At 43.7% G+C, this 21,050-nt stretch carries 21 protein-coding genes, 1 tRNA gene and 1 pseudogene; 11 read left to right on the top strand and 12 right to left on the bottom strand.

Annotated elements, in window-relative coordinates:
* Nucleotides 1–19 precede the first annotated feature (19 nt).
* Genes BMZ22_RS00665 through BMZ22_RS00655 form a run of 3 tightly spaced genes read right to left on the bottom strand, consistent with a single transcriptional unit; the run spans nucleotide 20 to nucleotide 2,124 of the window.
* The gene (locus BMZ22_RS00665; protein WP_090079989.1) at nucleotides 20–508 is read right to left on the bottom strand and encodes an aromatic-ring-hydroxylating dioxygenase subunit beta; all 489 of its coding nucleotides are present in this window, start codon (nucleotides 506–508) and stop codon (nucleotides 20–22) included.
* Nucleotides 505–1,782, bottom strand: coding sequence for an aromatic ring-hydroxylating oxygenase subunit alpha (locus BMZ22_RS00660; RefSeq protein WP_090079986.1), 1,278 nt, complete (start codon nucleotides 1,780–1,782; stop codon nucleotides 505–507). Before BMZ22_RS00660 ends, BMZ22_RS00665 begins: the two co-directional genes overlap by 4 nt.
* A 36-nt stretch (nucleotides 1,783–1,818) precedes the next feature.
* The gene (locus BMZ22_RS00655; protein ID WP_281242063.1) at nucleotides 1,819–2,124 is read right to left on the bottom strand and encodes an SDR family NAD(P)-dependent oxidoreductase; all 306 of its coding nucleotides are present in this window, start codon (nucleotides 2,122–2,124) and stop codon (nucleotides 1,819–1,821) included.
* Between the two features lie 401 nt (nucleotides 2,125–2,525).
* On the opposite strand from BMZ22_RS00655, the gene BMZ22_RS00650 reads away from it, so the two are divergent.
* On the top strand, nucleotides 2,526–3,410 hold the full coding sequence (locus BMZ22_RS00650; RefSeq protein ID WP_090079984.1) for a LysR family transcriptional regulator: 885 nt from the start codon (nucleotides 2,526–2,528) through the stop codon (nucleotides 3,408–3,410).
* 55 nt (nucleotides 3,411–3,465) lie between these two features.
* Here BMZ22_RS00650 and BMZ22_RS00645 read toward each other — a convergent pair.
* Together BMZ22_RS00645 and BMZ22_RS00640 are read right to left on the bottom strand one after the other, a co-directional pair.
* Nucleotides 3,466–3,538: transfer RNA gene (locus tag BMZ22_RS00645), tRNA-Val, on the bottom strand.
* Between the two features lie 88 nt (nucleotides 3,539–3,626).
* Complete coding sequence (locus BMZ22_RS00640; protein WP_090079982.1) at nucleotides 3,627–4,307, bottom strand: DUF421 domain-containing protein; 681 nt, start codon at nucleotides 4,305–4,307, stop codon at nucleotides 3,627–3,629.
* 465 nt (nucleotides 4,308–4,772) lie between these two features.
* Between BMZ22_RS00640 and BMZ22_RS00630 the strand changes: the two genes are divergently transcribed.
* The 6 genes from BMZ22_RS00630 to BMZ22_RS00605 all read left to right on the top strand — a co-directional run bounded on the left by BMZ22_RS00630 (nucleotide 4,773) and on the right by BMZ22_RS00605 (nucleotide 10,975).
* Nucleotides 4,773–6,512 carry an ABC transporter ATP-binding protein gene (locus BMZ22_RS00630; protein ID WP_090079977.1) on the top strand — a complete coding sequence of 580 codons (1,740 nt, stop codon included), beginning with the start codon at nucleotides 4,773–4,775 and terminating at the stop codon, nucleotides 6,510–6,512.
* The gene (locus tag BMZ22_RS00625; RefSeq protein WP_090079975.1) at nucleotides 6,493–8,322 is read left to right on the top strand and encodes an ABC transporter ATP-binding protein; all 1,830 of its coding nucleotides are present in this window, start codon (nucleotides 6,493–6,495) and stop codon (nucleotides 8,320–8,322) included. The genes BMZ22_RS00630 and BMZ22_RS00625 overlap by 20 nt, the downstream gene beginning before the upstream one ends.
* 40 nt (nucleotides 8,323–8,362) lie before the next feature.
* On the top strand, nucleotides 8,363–9,094 hold the full coding sequence (locus BMZ22_RS00620) for an alpha/beta hydrolase (protein WP_090079973.1): 732 nt from the start codon (nucleotides 8,363–8,365) through the stop codon (nucleotides 9,092–9,094).
* Between the two features lie 105 nt (nucleotides 9,095–9,199).
* Nucleotides 9,200–9,718, top strand: a complete 519-nt coding sequence (locus BMZ22_RS00615; RefSeq protein WP_090079971.1) for a YjcG family protein — start codon at nucleotides 9,200–9,202, stop codon at nucleotides 9,716–9,718.
* On the top strand, nucleotides 9,715–10,140 hold the full coding sequence (locus BMZ22_RS00610) for a GNAT family N-acetyltransferase (RefSeq protein ID WP_090079969.1): 426 nt from the start codon (nucleotides 9,715–9,717) through the stop codon (nucleotides 10,138–10,140). The genes BMZ22_RS00615 and BMZ22_RS00610 overlap by 4 nt, the downstream gene beginning before the upstream one ends.
* 130 nt (nucleotides 10,141–10,270) lie before the next feature.
* Nucleotides 10,271–10,975, top strand: a complete 705-nt coding sequence (locus tag BMZ22_RS00605) for a DUF421 domain-containing protein (protein ID WP_090079966.1) — start codon at nucleotides 10,271–10,273, stop codon at nucleotides 10,973–10,975.
* Between the two features lie 116 nt (nucleotides 10,976–11,091).
* Here BMZ22_RS00605 and BMZ22_RS00600 read toward each other — a convergent pair whose 3' ends face one another.
* Together BMZ22_RS00600 and BMZ22_RS00595 are read right to left on the bottom strand one after the other, a co-directional pair.
* Entirely contained in the window at nucleotides 11,092–11,355 is a 264-nt protein-coding gene (locus BMZ22_RS00600; RefSeq protein WP_090079964.1) for a hypothetical protein, read from the bottom strand.
* Nucleotides 11,356–11,518: 163 nt separating this feature from the next.
* Entirely contained in the window at nucleotides 11,519–11,725 is a 207-nt protein-coding gene (locus BMZ22_RS00595) for a hypothetical protein (RefSeq protein ID WP_090079962.1), read from the bottom strand.
* Nucleotides 11,726–11,968: 243 nt separating this feature from the next.
* On the opposite strand from BMZ22_RS00595, the gene BMZ22_RS00590 reads away from it, so the two are divergent.
* Nucleotides 11,969–12,427 (top strand): CotY/CotZ family spore coat protein, encoded by a 459-nt coding sequence (locus BMZ22_RS00590; RefSeq protein WP_090079960.1) that lies wholly within the window; start codon nucleotides 11,969–11,971, stop codon nucleotides 12,425–12,427.
* 62 nt (nucleotides 12,428–12,489) lie between these two features.
* Here BMZ22_RS00590 and BMZ22_RS00585 read toward each other — a convergent pair whose 3' ends face one another.
* From BMZ22_RS00585 to mgtE, 5 genes are all read right to left on the bottom strand, one after another.
* The gene (locus tag BMZ22_RS00585) at nucleotides 12,490–12,969 is read right to left on the bottom strand and encodes a CotO family spore coat protein (protein WP_090079959.1); all 480 of its coding nucleotides are present in this window, start codon (nucleotides 12,967–12,969) and stop codon (nucleotides 12,490–12,492) included.
* Between the two features lie 82 nt (nucleotides 12,970–13,051).
* Nucleotides 13,052–14,401, bottom strand: a complete 1,350-nt coding sequence (locus BMZ22_RS00580; protein ID WP_090079957.1) for a tripartite tricarboxylate transporter permease — start codon at nucleotides 14,399–14,401, stop codon at nucleotides 13,052–13,054.
* The gene (locus BMZ22_RS00575) at nucleotides 14,401–14,646 is read right to left on the bottom strand and encodes a hypothetical protein (protein WP_090079954.1); all 246 of its coding nucleotides are present in this window, start codon (nucleotides 14,644–14,646) and stop codon (nucleotides 14,401–14,403) included. The genes BMZ22_RS00580 and BMZ22_RS00575 overlap by 1 nt, the downstream gene beginning before the upstream one ends.
* Nucleotides 14,647–14,683: 37 nt before the next feature.
* Nucleotides 14,684–15,955 carry a hydroxymethylglutaryl-CoA reductase, degradative gene (locus BMZ22_RS00570; RefSeq protein WP_090079952.1) on the bottom strand — a complete coding sequence of 424 codons (1,272 nt, stop codon included), beginning with the start codon at nucleotides 15,953–15,955 and terminating at the stop codon, nucleotides 14,684–14,686.
* 186 nt (nucleotides 15,956–16,141) lie between these two features.
* A complete protein-coding gene (mgtE, locus tag BMZ22_RS00565) occupies nucleotides 16,142–17,500 on the bottom strand; it encodes a magnesium transporter (RefSeq protein WP_090079950.1) in 1,359 nt (452 codons plus the stop codon).
* Nucleotides 17,501–17,707: 207 nt separating this feature from the next.
* Between mgtE and BMZ22_RS00560 the strand changes: the two genes are divergently transcribed.
* From BMZ22_RS00560 to BMZ22_RS00550, 3 genes and pseudogenes are all read left to right on the top strand, one after another.
* Nucleotides 17,708–18,886 (top strand): FtsW/RodA/SpoVE family cell cycle protein, encoded by a 1,179-nt coding sequence (locus BMZ22_RS00560; RefSeq protein WP_090079948.1) that lies wholly within the window; start codon nucleotides 17,708–17,710, stop codon nucleotides 18,884–18,886.
* A 7-nt stretch (nucleotides 18,887–18,893) separates the two neighbouring features.
* Nucleotides 18,894–19,634 (top strand): annotated as a pseudogene (gene prpE, locus BMZ22_RS00555) (bis(5'-nucleosyl)-tetraphosphatase PrpE).
* 191 nt (nucleotides 19,635–19,825) lie between these two features.
* Nucleotides 19,826–21,010 (top strand): amidohydrolase, encoded by a 1,185-nt coding sequence (locus BMZ22_RS00550; RefSeq protein ID WP_090079946.1) that lies wholly within the window; start codon nucleotides 19,826–19,828, stop codon nucleotides 21,008–21,010.
* Nucleotides 21,011–21,050: the final 40 nt, after the last annotated feature.

Here is a 21,050-nt window from a genome sequence, read left to right as displayed (position 1 = left end):
AACCTCCAATGCAAAGCTGCTATAGAATCAGGCTGATTTTCCCGTGCGGTCTCAGACTATCCAGTTTTAAGACGGCTTTTTTGTTTTTAATACGAAGTTCGCCGTCCTGCTGAACTAAATCATACGTGTGCCTGCCGATAAAGGTATCGACCACTTCCCGTTTAGTACGGTGAAGTGTGAAATTACAGGCTGCCTTGATGATGTCCGAATCCAGATCTTTCAACATGATATTATGATAGTTTCGTACAGTCGTTGAATGCGGGTATTCCACATGGGCTTCTTTTTTCAGCAGCCTTTCCGCCCTGTCTTGAATTCGGGTTCTGTCATCATGAATATAAAATAAGGATGTCCGGGCATCCGCATCCGGCTCGCCCAAAGGCGGGACCTTATACGTGGCATCATCTGTGAACAGTTCCGCCCACTCCATTAATTTCCATTCATCGAGCAAAAGTGCTTCTTCATACAGAAAATCGACAACCTCTTGTCGCTCCAGCGTTTTGACCGTCATGACCGTGCAACCTCCTTCTCAAATGACTTACTCATCCGTGCATCAAACTCCCGCCAGAAACTGCGCATTTGCAGCTCATCTGTTCCCAATGCATTTTCTTCGCCGCGAACCATTCCACGGGAGACATCGTTCCATTCAACTTCCTGATTGTTGTTATAGGCTTCCTGACATAATTCCAGCGCCTCATTATCATCAGGTGTTGCGAAACCGCCTGGTCCAAGGAACTCCAAGAAGTTATTATTTCGCGCCATTCGATGCGCCAAATCTTCATCTTTCGGAGCTAGCGCATATGCCGTCGCTTCGAGATAGCCGGGTGAAGTCGGATAATACGTTCTGGCCGTGACAGCCATAATGTCGTTAATGACCAAATTCGGAAAAATGATGATGTTCCTGTTGTGATTAGCGATCCGATCGGCGCGTTCCTCGCCAAACCGTTCAGTTAATCTTTCTTTCATTTTTTCCATATCCCGTTTCAGATCTTCATCCCAGATTGGGGTCCACTGTGCAACAGGTCTGCCCCATGGTGCTGTATACTCGACAACTGCATGGCCGTTCCCCAAGGATTTCCCGACACCGTCAAGACCGACTTTTTTAAGATCAGGGTCCTGCTGTTTCTTAATGTCAAAATACGTTTTATGTGTTGGCAGCCCATGATAAAGGTCGGCACTGTTTTCCGTCAGCAGCTTCCAATTAGCTCTGACGCTGTATTCCTGTGCACCTCCAAGCACTTCCATGCCCGTTTCGCTCTGGTCGGCAACCAGGTCGAGATACTCTTTTGCATCAGCCAAATAGTCATACAGCGAAATAGCATCATCATCAAAATTGACAAACATGAACCCGCGATAGCTTTCCAGGCGATTAACTGCTTTCATATCTTTTGAACCATCATCATTAAAATCATCCGGAAAACCGTCTCTTCCCGGCATACCGGTTAAACTGCCGTCATTTTTAAAGGTCCATGCATGATAAAAGCAGCGAAATACTCTGGAGTTGCCTTCATCATCCCTGCAAAGCAATGCGCCACGGTGCGGACAGGTGTTAAAAAACGCTCTTATGACACCATCCTGACTATGAACCAGCACCAGATTTCGGCCACCCACTTTTTTCCGTTTAAAATCGCCTTTTTCAGGGACTTCTGACTCGTGCCCGATAAACAGCCAGCACTTGCTGAAAATTTCAGCACGTTCTCTTGCCAGGATTTCACGATCGGTAAATACACTTCGGTGAACCAAAAATTCATTTTTATCAATGTCATCATGAATATAACGATTCATTTCAAGCCCTCCATTTTCATAAAGTTAATAGCAAGTTTAAAGCATGTTGCTTCCACCGTTTACACTGACCACCTGTCCCGTAATGAACGAAGCACCTTCTGTTGACAGGAACCATATGGCGTCCGCAACCTCTTCCACTTCAGCAGCTCTTCCTTTTGGAATGATATCGATATACTTATCAACCATTTCAGAATCCCGCTCCCGGATTCGATCCAATGCGTCGCAGTCAACAGCAGGCGGCGCAACGGTATTAACTGTAATATCATGGGCTGCAAATTCTCTTGCCAGTCCTGTCGTCATGGCATGTACGCCGCCTTTTGCAGCATTATATGCCTCTTGCAGAACCTGTTACAATTGCAACTTTTCCATTTAATGATTCACTCAATCTTTTGTCTTCCATGTCTGTCCTTCCTTTTCATCAAACATTTGTAAGCACTTTCAAATAGCATCTAAGAAAGAATCATCTCCTTGCTGTCTGCACCATTTTAAATTTGCCTAGGCTGAAAAGGCTTACAAGTATTATAAAGGCGTATTTTTTATGATTCCAATTGAATTTTTTTTATTTTCCTATTAATACTAAAAATATTTTTATAACATATCAGAAAACATCTTATATTTTTACTTTTGCATTAACACTATTGACATAGTGTTTTCAATTGAACTAAGATTAGATGTAAATTTATTTGCAAACGTTTTCTTAATTAACCGCTTACCATATACACGTAAATTCTGGAGGGAATTGAATGAATGAAAGTCAGTTAGTAACCTTTTTAACTGTCGCCCAATACAAAAGTTATTCCAAAGCTGCGATTATGTTGGAAGTCACGCAGCCGACAATCACTTCACGTATAAAAACATTAGAGGAAATTCTCGATTGCAGCCTTTTTGAGCGCAATGGCCATGAAATCATTCTCACGAGGGAAGGCGAACTCTTTACGGATTACGCGCACAATATTTTAAGCTATATGGATTATTCAAGAGAAATCCCAAAAATGCTCAAAAACCCAAGTATAAAAATCGGGTTCACACCGGGGTATTCGTATTCATTTATTACTGAGGTATTAAAAACAATCCAAGCGGTCAAAGATATCGACATTCAAATAATTGAAGGCCACGACTCTGTCAGTCTGAATGAAAGAGCCCTGGCCGGCGAAATCGATTTAATTTTCACACGTGAAATCCTGACTAACACGCCTGATATCACATCGGAATATCTGTTTGACAATAATCTTGTATGCGTCCTCCCAAGCGATCACAGGCTAAGCAATAAACACATACTTTCCACAAGCGATTTGAAGGGCGAAACAGTGCTAAGCTATAAACGCAATTCGACGTTATGGCGTATGATTGATAAACAACTGCTCGGAGCCAAAAATATCACACGGGTCGATGTTGATAATAACGAGATGCTCCTCAAAGCGGTTGAGGACGGTATAGGCATTGGCATTATACCTCGATTGGGAATCGATAACTACTGCAAACCGGAGATAGCCGTAAGAAAAATAACTGAAATTGACAATATCCCGAACAAAGTTTATGTCCAATACAGGGAAACTTCGCAAATGAAAGGTATCGCCAAAAAGGTAATCTATGCAATCATTAATCACCGATACAGTGCAGTCACTTAAAATTTGAGGTCAACGCAAAAAAATGACACCATTTAACATGGTGCCATTTTTTTAATGATTCCGAGTGGGCTCGAACCACTGACCTCATGCCTGTCAAGCATGCGCTCTCCCAGCTGAGCTACGGAATCGTATAGTTATAGATGTTTTTTCGACAAGTATTACTATATAAAATTTTACGCGTTATGTCAATAGATTTTTTTTATAAGAGGGCAACACTCAATCTTGAATGCTCCCCTCGCCTGTATCGATAATCAGCGAATAATCACGCTCGCGTACAGCGGCATAAAAAATTCTGTTTTGATCAGGGCACCCGGCTTCACCTAACTTTCGTTTCAGCCATCCCTCATCTTTATTTATAAGTTTAAGATTCTGCTGCATTATTTTCCCCTCAATAATGACTGCGACAGGTATCCCTGCGTAAGATGTGTCTATTTGCAACTGCTCAGGTGTTACCGGAGCGTGTACCTGTGATGGCACAACACCAATACCGCCATTCGGTTCAATGATAGCATAATCAATTGACGAAATATCCGGATACCCTTTCTCCCTCACTTCAGATAACAGTTCGGAAAGTGTAAAATGCGTTCGCTTTAAATTCTTTCTGACAATTTTTCCGTGCTTAATAACAATCGTCGGCTCACCAATAAACATTTTTCTTAACCGATTAATAAGCATCATTCGCGAGAAGCCGATATGCGCCAACACAACAACAGCGAGACCGGCCACTGTCCGGACAACGTCGTCTGTAATGATTGGCCCCGAAGCAAGCGTAATGACAAAAAAGATCCCCGCCAAATCGTGTGCTGTTAACTGCGCAAATGCCGACTTCCCCATGAGGCGAATAATGGTAATCGTAATAAAATATAAAAGAAGTGTTTTCCCTATGAAAAGCAGCATGAGAACCCCTCACTTTATCCATAGTATCTTCCTTGTTGATCGGATTTATCCCACATGTAACTGGCAGTATGACCCCATCTCAAATGGTCGAGTATACGATGGTGATAAGGTGGGGTTCAACTGCCAGTAAATGTCCGATTCGTTCATCTAACAATCAGTGGGGAGATCCTCCACTGATTGAAGATTCACTTTATAAGTGGTGTCCCGGTATTTGGCTGAAATGGTCACACAATCGGCTCAAGATGTCACACAATCGGCTCAAGTTCACAAATTTTTGGCTCAAAACGTCACATTCGCAGAGCCATCCGGCAATTATTTCTGTTTCCGAAGTAAATGCATTGGCTAATCCGTTAGTTGCCTTTATAATAATAGAAGGAAATTTTTAAAATTCGGCATTCACTCATTTTGGAGCGTATGTCGACGTTTAATTTATAACGTTGTAAATAAACATCGGAGGTCACCGGCTTGAAGCATGTTTTATCGTTTTTAAAACCCTATAAAATCCCCATCACGCTAGCGTATACGCTAACATTAATAGAACTGATGGTCGAACTGCTGCTGCCGTTTTTCCTCGGAAAAATGATTAATGACGGCGTTGCCAATCAGGATATGGACAACATCATCATGTGGGGCGGTATTATGATCGCAATGGCATTTGTTGCTTTTATAGCAGGGATTGTCAACTCCTTTTATGCTGCCCATACCGGCCTCGGGTTTGCCTATGATATGCGTAAAGAACTGTTTAATAAAATTCAGGATTTCTCGTTTGCAAATTTAAACCGATTTCCGGCGTCAGGACTTGTCACCCGCTTTTCCAACGATGTCCGGCAGCTGCAGAACACGATATTCATGGCACTGAGAATTATGGCGAAGGCCCCGCTCATTGCTGTCGGCGGTGTTATCATGTCATTTATCGTCAGTCCCAGACTGGCACTTATATTTCTCGTAACGGTGCCGCTGCTTGTCGGTTTCATTCTGTGGGTGTTGAAAGTGGCGACCCGACTGTTCGACCGGGTCCAGCACTATGTTGATAACGTCAACCAGGTTATGCAGGAAAACCTTGCAGGCATGCGGCTGATTAAAGCTTTTTTAAGGCGGGATCATGAAGAAAGGCGCTTTATGGATGCGAATGAAGCACTGGCCAATACGATGCGTAAGACGTTTCGGTTTATCGAAGCATCCATGCCGATACTATTGTTTGTCATGAACGTTAGTCTTATTTTCATTATTTGGTACGGTAATACGTTGTCGGTTGCCGGTGAAACGAATACCGGTGATGTGGTGGCGATTGTCAATTACGCCATGCGCGTGTCCATGGCGATTTCGATGTTTACATTCATTATCATGGGTTTCTCCCGGGCAAAAGCATCGGCCGAACGGCTTGAAGACGTCCTGCATGTGAAATCTGATCTGACTGATAACAAAGATGCCCGGGATCACGCACGTGTCCGGAAGGGAAAAATCACGTTTGAAAATGTCTCATTCAGTTACCCTATGATGCCTGGCAAAGCGCTGGAATCCATCTCGTTTACCGTTCAGCCCGGTGAAAAATTGGCCGTGATGGGCGCGACCGGTTCCGGCAAAACGTCTTTATTTCAGCTGATTCCGCGGTTATATGATACATATGAAGGCACAGTCTATATTGATGAGGCGCCGATTCAGTATTACAAATTGGAGAACCTAAGACAAGGCATAGGCTATGTGCCGCAAAATCCGCTTCTATTCACCGGATCTGTCACCGATAACATCGCCTGGGGGAAAGCGAATGCTTCAAAAGAAGAAATCATTCAAGCAGCTAAAGACGCCCAAATACATGATACGATCATGAATCTCCCGGATGGCTATGAAACAAAAATCGGTCAGAAAGGGGTTAACCTATCAGGCGGGCAGAAGCAGCGGATTTCAATTGCCCGAGCTTTAATCCGCAAGCCCAAAATTTTAATGCTTGATGACAGCACGAGTGCACTGGATCTCGCTACTGAGGCAAAGCTGCTTGAAGCAATCCATCAATATAATTGTACAACGTTGATTATTACGCAAAAAATTGCGACTGCTATAAGCGCCGATCGAATTTTACTGCTTAACTATGGCCGGACGCTTGCGATTGGATCACACGATATGCTTGTAGAAGAATCTGATCTTTACAAGGAGATTGTCGCATCACAGTTCGGAAAGGAGTACACCTATGCAGACCAGACACGTTAAAACCCCTTTTCAATACGACAGGATACCAATCGACGAGCTCCGCAACAAGCAGGAAGAAAATAAGACCGATCGTGCCCGCAACACAGCAGGTACAGTGAAACGCATTTGGTCCTATTTGGCACGTGAAAAAGGGATGCTGCTTCTTGTCATTCTCATGGTTGTTCTCAGTTCAGCCATGAGTCTGGCCGGTCCATTCATGGTTGGTATGGCAATCGATGATTTTATCGTGACCCAGGAGCCATCCGGGCTTGGCATGCTGCTCATATGGCTTTTGGTTATTTATGTGCTGCATTCATTGGCTGTTTTTTTCCAGAACTATTGGATGATCGGCATTGCCCAAAATACGGTCTACTCATTAAGAGAAGATCTGTTTCGCCAATTCCACAGACTGCCGATTGCATTTTTCGATAAACGGCAGCATGGTGAGTTGATGAGCCGGATCACCAACGATATTGACAACATTAACAACACCCTGAACCAGTCGGTTATCCAAATTTTCACAAGTATCCTGACCTTAACCGGCACAGTCGTTGTCATGCTTGTTCTCAGTCCATTACTGACCCTGATTACGATGGGGATTGTGCCAGTGATGTTTATGGCAATTCGCTGGATCACACATCGCACCGGGCCGCTGTACAAATTGCAGCAGCAACACCTCGGCAATCTGAATGGTTATGTCGAAGAAACGGTCTCAGGCCAGCACGTTATCAAAACGTTTTCACAGGAGAAACGGGTTATTTCAGAGTTCCGCGAGCATAATGCGAACCTTCAGCACGCAGGATTCTGGGCGCAAACGTTTGCCGGTTTTATTCCAAAAGTCATGAACATGCTGAACTTTTTAAGTTTTGGTCTGATCGGACTTGCCGGCGGTATCCTTGCAATCCAAGGGGTTATTACAGTCGGTGTCATCGTCATTTTCACCGAGTATGCACGGCAATTTACCCGCCCGCTCAATGAGTTGTCAAACCAGTTCAATATTCTGCTTTCGGCTGTGGCGGGTGCTGAGCGTGTATTTAACATTATTGATCAGGAACAGGAAGAAACGGATGAAAAAGATGCGCGCGCGATAACAACGACAGATGGCCGTGTTGATTTTAACAGTGTCTCATTTGCCTATGAAAACACACCTATATTGAAAAATATCAACTTTACAACAGAACCGGGGCAGACGGTGGCGTTTGTCGGTCACACCGGCGCAGGCAAAACGACGATCATCAATTTAATTTCACGTTTTTACAATTACGACAGCGGCTCAATCACTCTTGATGGCATCGATTTAAAATCTATAACCCGGGACAGTCTCCGCAAACAGATGGCGTTTGTACTGCAGGACGCCTTTCTGTTCCATGCTACGATCAAAGAAAATATACGGTACGGCAGGCTTGATGCAACAGATGAAGAGGTTGTCGAAGCCGCGAAAAATGCTAACGCCCATTCGTTTATCGACCGGCTGCCCAGCGGGTATAACACCGTTCTTGACCAGGAAGGCAGCGGCATCAGTCAAGGACAGAAACAACTGATCACGATTGCACGCGCGATTCTCGCAGATCCTTCCATTCTTGTTTTGGATGAAGCGACAAGTAACATCGATACCGTCACGGAATTGCAGATTCAAGATGCGCTTAAGCGGCTTATGCAAGGCCGAACAAGTTTTGTAATTGCCCATCGCCTCAACACAATCCAGGAAGCGGATAATATTATCATGCTGGAAAATGGCGAAATCATCGAACAGGGATCGCATGAATCGTTAATACACCAGCACGGAAAGTATTATAATTTATACAAGGAACAGTTGAAAAAGCGTGCATAGCAAATGAATATAATAAATTTTTGAAAATGAGGTGTAAACAATCGGACGCAAAGGGACGATGTTTGAAAAGCAGCTAAACAGCAGCTATTTAAATGAAACGATGACACTGAAAATTTATCAGCCGGAATCATTTTCACCGCTCTATAAGTACCAGATTTGTATTATGCAGGATGGCGACGACTATTACCAGCTGGGGCGGGCTGCAACCTTATCAGACCGCCTCCATGAAAACGCGACGATTTCCAATACGATTTTAGTGGGCATTCAGTACCAGGATAAGCATGACCGGCGCCGAAAGTATCATCCTGATGGTGAACAGCGCATCGCCTACAGCAAATTTCTTGTGCATGAGGCCGCCCCCTTGCTCGATGATTTGTTCCCGACGTATCATATGGGCCAGTCCCGTACGCTTGTCGGTGACTCGCTGGCAGGTACGCTGGCTCTCATCACAGCTTTAAAATACCCGCACACTTTCGGGAAAGTCATCATGCAGTCGCCATACGTAAATGATACGGTTATCGAGGCTGTCCGTGAAGCTAAAAATCTTCACTCGATTGCCATATATCATACCATCGGAACAGAAGAAACCGCTGTGGAGACAACAGATGGGGGTGTTTCAGACTTCCTGGAACCTAACCGTCATTTGCATAAGCTGTTGGACAATAAAGGCGCAGATTACATTTATCACGAGCTCGAAAGCGGTCATCACACATGGAAATATTGGCAGAAAGATTTAACCAGAGCATTCACCAGTATATTCGACCCAATTTAAAATCTTTTAACTTTTTATTTCACTATTCAATCCATTTTTTGTTATAATTGAGGGTATACATGAAATCCAACAGTTATAGCACCACTAAAAAAAGGAGGTTGTATGATGAAATACGGAATCGTGATTTTTCCGTCAAAGCCGGTTCAGGATGAAATTAATTCCTACAGAATGCGCTATGACCCGCATTACGACCTGATCCCGCCACATGTGACCCTGAAGGAAGCATTTGAAGCAGATGATGAAACGATTTATGAACTGATTACAGAATTGAAACATATTGCGAATGACACGGACCCCTTCACACTAAACGTGAACAAAGTCCGCACATTCGCACCTGTAACCAATACCATTTATTTAAAAGTTGAACCGATTCAGGAATTGCACGATTTAGCTGATGCGATGCAATCAGGCAAATTCCCGAAAAATCAAACGTATTCGTTTGTACCACACATCACCATTGCACAAAAACTATCACAAGATGAATACTCGGATGTCTATGGCAGCCTCAGCATGAAAGATATTCAACTGGAAGACAAAATTGACCGTTTCCATCTCGTCTATCAGCTCGATAATGAGGTTTGGACTGTATATGAATCCTTTGTTTTCGGGAAGGAACTCGTATGATTGTTCGTCTCGTCAATACACCCGAAGAAAAACAGCAGGCATTTGATGTGCGAACAACTGTGTTTGTTGATGAACAAAAGGTTCCACCGGAAGTCGAACTTGACGAATTTGATGATGAGGCTATTCATTTAATTGGCTATGACGCGAGTGAGCCAATTGCTGCTTCCCGGATCAGGTTCGTCGACAGTTACGGCAAGCTTGAGCGAATTTGTGTGTTGAAAGATCAGCGCGGTAGGTCGTATGGCGCTGATATGATTAAAACGATGGAAGAGATTATAACGAATGAGGGCTATCATCAAGCCAAGTTAAATGCCCAAACACCGGCAATTAACTTTTATGAAAAACTCGGCTATAAGGTTATATCGGATGAGTTTATCGATGCGGGCATTCCGCACGTTACCATGACAAAACAACTGAATTGATGAAAAGGTATCCTGTCCCTGCTGACAATGGATACCTTTTTTTATGGAATTTTGTCTCCTGTTTTTCCTCTGCATGATAAATGTCGCATGCGGTTATGCTATGAAAAGTATGGAAAGGGAGGCAATTGACTTGAATGAGTACTTGCTGATGTTTGCGGATGCTGTCTTTGGCTTTGTTGCTTTATTCGTGCTCGTTAAGGTTCTTGGCAAAACCCAGATCTCGTCTTTAACCCCGTTTGACTTTATATCCGCAGTCATTATAGGTGAGCTTGTCGGCAATGCATTATTTGAAAAAGAATCCGGTATTCCGGAAATTGCTTTTCTGATTACACTCTGGGGTACAATGCTCTATATTACTGAATTAATTACCCAAAAATATAAAGGGTCACGCCATATATTGGAAGGCCGGCCATCAATGGTTATTCATAAGGGCCATATTGTTTACGATGAACTGAAACAAAACCGGCTTGATATTGATGAATTGCAGCATATGCTCCGTTCCAAAGACGTCTTTTCAGTAGAAGAGGTTGAATATGCCATTCTTGAAGCGGATGGAACCGTCTCTGTCCTTAGAAAACCGGAATATCAAACACCAACGAACGCTGATCTAAACGTGTCACCGAAGCCTGTCAAAATTGGCAGAGTGGTAATCAGTGACGGGGAAATTGTATGGGACAACCTGAAAGAAGCGAACCTTAGTCAGACGTGGCTGGAAGAAGAACTCCATCGCCAGAACATCCAGTCAGTTCGAGATGTGTTTTATGCTGAATGGCAGGAAAATCAGCAAAAATTATTCATAGCGCTTTATCATTATAAACCGGAGCAAAAAGACTGACAATTGGCAGCCGGACGGACCGACAACTTAAATCGATCATAAATTAAAGGGAACTGTTCGATCATGCGACAGTTCCCTTCATCTATCTTAAAAGGCCATAAGACCTTCTTGGCAATTTATACGGTTGTGCTGAAGTGTTGACCTTTTCCTGTCAGTTCAGCATACATTTTTTCAGCGGCGGGGGATTTAGGTTTGGTCAGTTTTAAATCCGTATTATTGTTTTGACCAGTGGCGGTTTGATTTCGAAGCTGATTATTATATTCCGTCCTCAGGATCGTTTTGTACGGTTTTTCGATATGAATAGGATCCTGTTTCTCCTTTATGGTCCGGCGTTGATAATCATAATACTGATAATGGTTTATCGGCAGAATATAACCCATACACTGACACCTCTTTCCGCTTTTCATGCATATGCTCTTAGTCATCTATACCCCTTTACATAAAAAATATGCCCTCTTTATAAAAAATTACTGGCATTTCTGAAACCATTGCCTTTTACATCCTAAGAAAAAGACAGCCGTGAGGAACAGCTGTCTTCATTTTTTAAAACCTGTAAAATGGTTTGCTGTCCCGCTTGTCTTCTGAATAATCGCTTCTGTCCTGGTGCTTCGCTCTCTCCCCCGCTTCTTCCCGTCGGTTCGGACGCGGGCCGAAAAACGGGTCCCAACGCGGCCGGCTTGGCTGTATATGAACATTATCCGCTTTGATCACTAAATCTTTTACATGAATAATTTTTTTATTATCAGACACGCCATCAACACTCCTAACAAATGGAATCGTCACGTTATTAGCCTATGCAGTCAGGTTCATAAAGTATAGGCGAACGCCTATTTCGACTGTATTTCATTTCCACTGTGCCCCGTCAAACTGCCGTATGGGGATTTGTCATTGAAATTCTTCCGGTACTACTGACGTGTGCCCACACCATCCACCTATTCATACATACTCTATTAGGGACATCAGGTCAATAAAACAAAGAAAGGGGATTAATTCATGGGTTGTGGAAAAGAACATCATACAGGCAACTGTGTCTGTGATATACTCAAGGAAATTGTAGAAGCACAAAATGATGTCGTTGAAAATTGCTGCTCAACCAGCTGCGAACAGTCCATCAGTGATTTACTCGGTGAAACAGATGCAGGCAACGGACTGGATACTGTACCACTAATTCTTTACTGCAAAGATGGCTGCAAACCATTCAAAGGCTTCGGTGCTAATCCGGATGATATCGGCGAGATGACATCCAGCTTTTTCTTCCGTGTTAAGCGGGTAGACGATGATTGCTGTGCAGTTGTTGAACTGTTAAGAGACCCTTACGATGACGACGATTGTCCAAAAGACCCTGTTGATCAGAAGACAAAATCACTAAGTGCCACAGGTATCTGCATAACGGTTGACTTGAACTGCTTCTGCCATGTGACGTGCCTGCCAGCTGTAAACGCGTTGAACTAAACACACTAATGATTCAAAACAAGGTGCTCCATCTACTGGTGGAGCACCTTTTTCTGTTTAATTTAAAACCCTATTAAATTAATTTCTTTAATCGTCTCAAAGGGAATTGATGTTGGTGTCGTGCGCCTGCCAACACGCATGTAAACATTATCATCTTGATAATCAACAATAATCCCACGATAATTTCGCCCTTCTGTCTTCACCTCACATTTCATGATAGGCGCATGATCCGGCGTATCCAGAAAATACTCAACACGTTCATCTAATGTCATATCCTTAAATTTTTTCTTTTCCCGGGGGCGATGGTCCTCAGATTGCTCTTTCTCGTTCTCTCCAGAAAGTTCGAATGTTTCTTCTTGATCATCATCCTTCAATTTAGTAAATTTTTGCCGGCTTCCAGGGCGCTTAATACTGTTCTGCACCTTCGTATCACGTTGTTTCTTTGAGGTCATATAGTGACTCTGCATCGAGGCTTCAGGCGTTTTAATTTGCGGCTGCTGAATGTACAGTAATGGGCTTTTAGCTTGTTTGCGATTTCCCATTTGTCATACGCTCCTTTATAATCCATTCGTCAGCCTATTATATGAAGCGGTTTATAAATGTGTGTATGCCTAAAGAGGTCTGTTAAAAAAGCCCAAGCAGCCATGGCGCTGCGTATAGGACCATAAACATAACGCCATAGTTAACACCATTTTTATATAGCAAGCCGGCTACCAATGCGACCAGAAGTGTACCAAAAATATTGAGCAAACCTGCATCCATGAAGGCCAGCATGACAACCAGACCGGAGAATAAACCGATCAGTGCCTCATGTGGTATATGTTTAAAAACAAACCGGACGATATTTTGCGCGTACCGGATTATAATATAATACGTAATTAGTAAAGCGACTCCAGCACCTATTACGGAAACAGTCAACATCTCCACCGGTGTCAGCAAATGATGAATATTATGTTCCGGGGTGAATTCCGGTGGCGCATTAAACAACCCTGCCGCCGGACCTATTGCCATCGGTGACATTGGCAAACCGATTGCGATAAGCGGTATCAACGTTCCTGAGATGTATGACGCGTTTGTGACACCGTCCATTGTCGCTAAAGCCCTTGAGGCCCTTTTGACCGGGTCCTTCACATGGCGTGTCATAAATTCGCCAATAAACACCGTCATACCGACCGGTGTCAGAAAAAAAGTGAACGTTCCGATGATACTCCCAAATGCGGAACTCCCCGTTTCGTGTTTATCCAGTATTTTAATAGGATTCGGAAGTCCCTTTTCTTTTTTCGTGTTCTTAATTTGAATTTCTTTTTTACCTAAAAACGGCAGACTGTCACGATGGTTTTTATCAATCAGCTCGATTAATGAAATCACGATCGGGCCAATCGTGATGCCGAGGAAAAAAGAAACAAAGATTGAAGTATCCTCAGGTATAACATCCAGTCCCCAATATAAGTGCTGCAGCCCCTGCAGAAGGATGCCAAACGGGATAATAATCAATAAAGATAGTAATTTATTTTTAGCTAGCAGCGCCAATAATACAGCTCCCAGTGTAAAAATCAACCCCGAATGTTCACTGATTGTATCCGCATATGGAATAATTAAGCTTCCTACAATAAAGCTGAGTGGTATGGCGACCAATGTTCCGATGACTGAACCGGATGACATTTTTTTAATCGAGTGATCAGGCAGCCCGTGTTCTTTCAGCGTCATCGCATGCTCAACCATTGGCGCCGACATCACGCCGCCCGGTATACCTGCTACAGCCACAGGAATTGAGTCCGTCAGTTTTTTGGCCACAATAGCCGATATAAAAAATGCCAGAATAACGTATGGGGAAAACCCCAACAGCACCAAAGCGATGGTGACCGGAGCGAGGACTGCGGTTTCATCAGTTCCCGGCGCAATGCCTATCAGTGTATAGAGACCGGCACCCAGTATGGATGCTATAATAATTTGCACGATTATGACCGGGTCCATCATGATTCCTCCTCAATGTCGTTGATCTCTCGTTTCGGTTTAATAATGATTGAACTGATAATAAAACCGATTACGCCGCCAACAAGCCCAGCGATTAACGGCTGTGGGTCTTCACCGGGCGCTATCACATAGCCGCCCAGCGTCATCCCTATACAGATAAGCATCGCGATTAGTAAATCTTTAAGGTTTACATTATCTCCCCAAATATCAAACAATGATTTATTTTCTTCAGACAATCTCCTCACTCCCCTTTATTGAGTACAGTCGTCCAGACCGGTTTTTTTAGTTAACTTCGGCCTGAAGCCGTTCAACAATCTCTTTTATCTTATCAAATGTGTAGGCTCCCGCTTCTTCGCTGGCAATTGTTAATACTTTGTCAATCTGGTTTTCCTTGGCGCCTGCCATGGCAGCCATATTTCTGGCGTGCAGCTTCATGTGACCTTTCTGTATTCCTTCCGTCGCCAAAGCTTTCAATCCCGCAAAATTTTGCGCAAGCCCTACCGATCCGATGATTCCTGAAAGTTCCTCAGCTGTTTTGACGTTTAATAGTTTCGTAACCGTTTTGGCAACCGGATGGGACTGTGTCGCACCGCCTACTAAACCGACGGAAAGCGGCAGTTCAATGGTGCCGTGGATATCACCGTTTTCAGCCCGTTCATAGTGCGTCAAGGACTGATATTTCCCGGACCTTGCCGCATAGGCATGCGCCCCTGCTTCAATCGCCCGGGTATCATTCCCGGTAGCCATAACCGCTGCAGTGATGCCATTCATAATTCCTTTATTATGGGTCGTCGCTCTGTACGGGTCGTGAACAGCCAGATCATATGCAGCAAAAAAACGGGAAATGGCCTCATGATCATCTCCAAACGGGTTCTCGAATACCGCTCTTGCACGGACAACACGACGATCAGCCAGGTTCGATAAAATTCTCAGCACCACTTGTCCGCCGGTTATTTTTTCAATTAACGGTGCACTTGCCTCTGCCATCGTATTAACTGTATTGGCACCCATGGCATCTTTTGTATCAACAATAAGGTGGACCACGAGCATATTTTCGTACGCGCCCTTAGCCATTTTAACTTCTATATCAATTGCTCCGCCACCAAATGAAACAAGCGTCGGATCTTGTTCATTACAAAAGACCAATAATTCTTCTTTTGCTTCGTAAATCTTAGCCAGAGCAAAATAAGGGTTAGTCAAGCCCGTCACTTGAACTTGAGCTCGCATAATCGAGCCTGAATAGGATGTATGAAAGCCGCCTGCAGAATATGCGAATTTTGCTGCATGACTGACAGCCGCTACGACGGAAGGCTCCTCTGTTGCCATCGGAATAAAGACATCTTTGCCATCCACCTTGAAATTCGTCGCAAGCCCTAATGGAACCGGGAATGTCCCGATAACATTTTCAATCATCCGATCCGCTTGATTTATACTAAATGGCGTTTCCCCTGACAAGGTTTTTTTATCTTCTTCGGACAAACCCGCAAATTCACTGACCGTATTTAAACGCTCCTCCGGCGACTTTTGATAAAACTTTGAAATACGTGATGTCATATATAATACCTCCATTAAGTGAAATCGATTTCATTTGTTGACAACAAGTTTCATTAAATTCAACATTGTTGAACAAAGTATATAGCGAATTAATCTAAATTTCAACAATTCGTTGTTTTCTGCCAGTTTTGGTTAACTATAAAAAGGACCAAACCTCCCTTATGATGGATGATATGGTCCTTTTGCTTATACCAAATATTGCATAAATGTCGTGGCAAGCCCAAAGTAAATTAAAATCGAGATCAGGTCATTGATCGTTGTAATAAATGGACCTGATGCCACGGCGGGGTCGATATTCAGTCTGTCCATCAGCAACGGCACGAGAGCCCCTGCCAAAGTTGCAATAACTAGCGTCGCCATAATCGATAACCCGACGAGCACGCCGAGAAAGAAATCGTCCTGCCAAAAATAGACGATCCCCGTAATCAGTACCCCGCACACAATGCCGTTAATTAAGCCGGTTCCTGCTTCGCGGGCAATCAATTTCATCTTGCCCTGTTTACCGTAATCACCGGTTGTGATACCGCGGACCGCAACAGCGAGCGCCTGTGTCCCTGTGTTGCCGGCCATCCCGGCAATCAGCGGTATGAATATCGCCAGCACTGCCACTTGTTCGAGTGTCTGTTCAAACTGTCCGATAAGACTTGCGGTTAATATCCCCAAAAACAGCAGAATAACGAGCCAGGGCAAACGTTTTTTAGCCGAGATGAAGGCACTGTCTTTCGGCCGGTCCATGTCTGATACACCGGCAAGCAAGGAGTAATCCTCACTTGCCTCTTCTTCCATGACGTCCAGAATGTCATCGACCGTTATAATACCAAGCAAATGATTCTGAAAGTCGACAACAGGCATCGCGAGAAAATCATAATCGCGAATCATTTGGGCAACTTCCTCTTGGTCTTTTGCCACAGAGACTGACAGCACATTTTCACTCATCAGCTCTGAAACCTGTGTATCAGGATCAGCAATGATTAAATCCCGCAGTGATGTTACCCCGACAAGATGCTTATCTTCATCAACGACATATAAATAATAAATCGTCTCGGCTTCAGGCGCCTCTGCTTTTAAAAATTCCATGACCTCTTTGACCATTTTATTTTCATATACCGAAATGAATTCGGTCGTCATAATACTGCCGGCAGTTTTTTCCTCATAATGCAGCAGCTCTTTTATCTCTGAAGCATTTTTATCATCCATTATCGTTAAGAGACTGACAACAACATCTTTCTCCAGCTCATTTAAAATATCCACCGCATCATCCGTCGCCATTTTGGCTAAAACCATTGCCGCCAGACGCGGATCCATTTCAGTAAACAGCGGTCTGATGTCATCAAGTTCAATATGCTCCATGACATCGGCCAGCTCTTCCGGTGATAAATATGTATAGATTTTTAAACGGGTTTCTTTCGGCATCTCAATGAAAAACGAGGCTTGATCGTACGGATGCATATCTAAAAACTGTTCGCGGAATGAATCGATTTGTTCATCATCAGCAAACATTTGCATTTCTTCTTCATATAATTGCTCAGTATTGCTCTTTTCCATATCACCACACCCCTTCACAATATTAGTATTATAGCATTTACGTCGTTTTTTTCACTAGAATACTTAATTTATCGATTGTTTTCGTGTAAACTAAGGATATAGTGGATTACTATTCCCTATTATCGCGTGTTCAAAAACGTCAACATAAATGTACTTTTAAAAAACAATTCAAAATCAACATGAATTTATGGAAAGTAAGGTTAAATAATGCAAAATCGATCAACTTTAAATATAGATTATACATTGCTATCCATTCTCATATTACTGGGTCTGGTCAGTATTTTTACATTAAATATTATCGAGCCATCCTTGCCGGCTAAATATGAAGGGTCCAACTTCTGGATCCGGCAGGCTATGTGGTATATAGGCGGCGGTATTATTATTGGTGCTGTCATGCTGATTGACTATGACCGTTTCCATCAGATTACCTGGTTTCTATACGGAATTGGGGTCCTGTCATTGCTTATGCTTTTTCTCGGGTTCCCTGCAGGAATCGTACACGAAGCAAATGGTGCAGTCAGCTGGTTTAACTTTCCGGTTATCGGCACGATTCAGCCGGGTGAGTTCATTAAAGTTATTTTAGTCCTGACGCATGCCCACGTAATTGTGCGGCATAATGCAAAATACGTAAATAAAACGCTTAAAAGTGACATTGGCCTGCTTTCTAAAATTATTGCACTTGCTGCACCAATCATGTTCTTTCTGGTCGAGCAGCCGGATTTGGGCGGATTTTTGGTTATCGCTGCCATTACAGGCTGTATGATTCTTGTATCAGGAATCAGATGGCGAATTTTGTTCGTACTTTTCTTTTTGGGAGCTGCCACGGCTTCACTGGTTGCTGCCATTTGGATTTTTTATCCCGTACAAGTTGGGGCATACTTAGAAAACACCGGTCTCGGTCACGTCGCGAGCCGATTCACCGGCTGGCTGAACCCGGACGAAAATCCTGATGCCGGCTATCAGCTGATGACAGCCATGCTTGCAGTTGGATCAGGCCAATTGTTTGGCAAAGGTACGAGCAACATGGAAGTGTATATCCCGGAGAGGCACACCGATATGATTTTCACAGCAATCGCCGAACAGTTTGGGTTTATCGGCACCAGTATCGTCGTGACACTTTTTTTCTTGTTAATTTATCGGCTGATCCACATTGCCATTCAAAGTAATGATGCTTACGGCAGTTACCTCATTACAGGAATAATCGGCATGTTCGCCTATCAAATTTTCCAAAATATCGGCATGTCGATTCAGCTGCTGCCGATTACCGGGCTGCCCCTGCCATTTTTAAGTTATGGGGGAAGTTCGACACTGACGTATATGCTGGCCATCGGTATTGTGCTCAATGTTCACTCAAGAACAAAAGAATATATGTTTGAAACAAGGTGAGAAACGAATGCACTATGATGTTATTGGCGATGTACATGGATGCCTGGATGAACTGCACACGCTTTTTTCGGTGATGAATTACAAGCTGAAAAATCATGTGTATGTCAATCCTGACGGACGCATCCCGGTGTTTCTGGGAGATATTACCGATCGTGGTCCTGCTTCAATTGAAACGATACGGCTTGTTTATAACATGGTCGTCAAATCTAACAAAGCCTATTACGTCCCCGGCAATCATTGCAATAAACTGTACCGCTATTTTCTCGGTAATAACGTTCAATTAAAGCATGGTCTTGAAACAACTGTGGAGGAATACAACACGTTGCCGGAGACTGAGTAGCAAACGGTCAGAGCCCAGTTCATGACATTATACGAGCAGGCTCCGCTTTATCTTGAACTGCCTGAAGTAAATGCAATTGTTGCCCATGCCGGCATTAAGGAAACATACATCGGGCGTCATGATAAAAAAGTAAAAAGCTTTGTTTTATATGGTGATGTGACTGGTGCGTTTCATCAAGACGGGCGGCCGGTACGACGTGACTGGGCGCAGAATTACCATGGCGATCAGTGGATAATCTATGGCCACACACCCGTTATGAAGCCGCGCATGGTTAATAACACGATTAACATCGATACGGGCTGTGTTTTTGGCAACGAATTGACCGCATTCCGGCTGCCGGAAAAGAAGACCATTTCCGTCCCATCAGCACAGCCATTTATAAACGAAAAATTTCAGTATTTTGATTGAGGATGCACAGGGACTGCCCAGTGCGTCCTCTCTTTTAACCTCATAGAGCCTCATTCCCTTATCTTCTGTCTGTTCAGCGTTGCAGCCGGCAGTTTGGCAAAGCGGTCCCAACAGCGTGACTGGAGGAGTAACTGAGTTTTGATTTTCGTGAACCATGCAGGACAAAACCATTTATGAAAGGATATTAACGTATGAAAGCGAAATTAATGGAGATGCTCGAGTCCCAGAAAGACGAAATGATTGAAATCCGCCGTTATTTACATGAAAATCCGGAGCTTTCATTCAAAGAGGATGAAACGGCTAAGTATATAGAGGATTTTTATCACGATAAAGACGTTGACATTGAAACAAATGTCGGGAACGGCCATGGTATCATCGTCACAATTAAAGGCGGCCAGGAAGGAAAAACGATCGGGCTTCGTGCAGATTTTGACGCACTCCCCATACCGGAAGAAACAGATGTGCCCTTTAAATCCAAAAATGAAGGCGTCATGCATGCGTGTGGTCACGATGCCCACACAGCGTATTTGCTGATTTTGGCTGACTGTCTTATCCAATTAAAAGAAAATATCAAAGGAACCATTAAAATTATTCACCAGCATGCCGAGGAACAGCCGCCCGGCGGGGCAAAAAGTATCGTTGAAACGGGCAAGCTGGACGATTTGGAGGCGATATTCGGCATTCATGTGCTGCCTCTTGCTCCGGCTGGCACGGTTGGCTATCATAGCGGATATTCGTTTAACGGCCGAACGTACTTTAAATTGCAGATACAGGCAAGCGGCGGTCATGGATCAAGCCCGCATAAAGCCAATGACGCCATTGTCGCGGGTGCTCAATTTGTAAATGCCGTGCAAACGATTGTCAGCCGGCGAGTCGATCCGATGGCTGCCGGGGTTGTGACAATCGGTTCGTTTGATGGTAAAGGCAGTTTTAACGTTATCAAGGACAGTATCGAAATTGAAGGTGATATTCGCTATTCCGATGACGAAGTTCAACACGTCATTGACAAAGAATTTCATCGGATTGTGAACGGGCTGGAAGAAATGTTCGGGGTTACGTGCGAGCTTACCTACACACCGGACTATCCACCATTATACAACGATCCGGAACTGACCGACTTTGTTGCCGAAACATTGGAAAATACTAACGATGAAAGCATCAAGGCCGTGAAAGAATTTCCAAAATTGGCCCCTTCGGATGACTTTGCCTATTACCTGGAGAAAATACCCGGTTCTTATTTCTATATTGGCTGCACACCAAAAGGCGTCGAAGAACCGTATTTTAATCATCATCCTAAATTTGATATTGATGAAGATGCGATTCTCACAGCAGCAAAAGCAGTCGGACATGTAACGTGCAGCTATTTAGATGATTAAGCTAAAACGAACTATAGTTAGGAAGGGATTTGGGGTGCTC

Source organism: Lentibacillus persicus, assembly GCF_900112705.1.
Taxonomy (GTDB): domain Bacteria; phylum Bacillota; class Bacilli; order Bacillales; family Amphibacillaceae; genus Lentibacillus; species Lentibacillus persicus.
The sequence above is the reverse complement of the archived record's forward strand: the minus strand, read 5'-3'. Positions and strand labels throughout refer to the sequence as shown.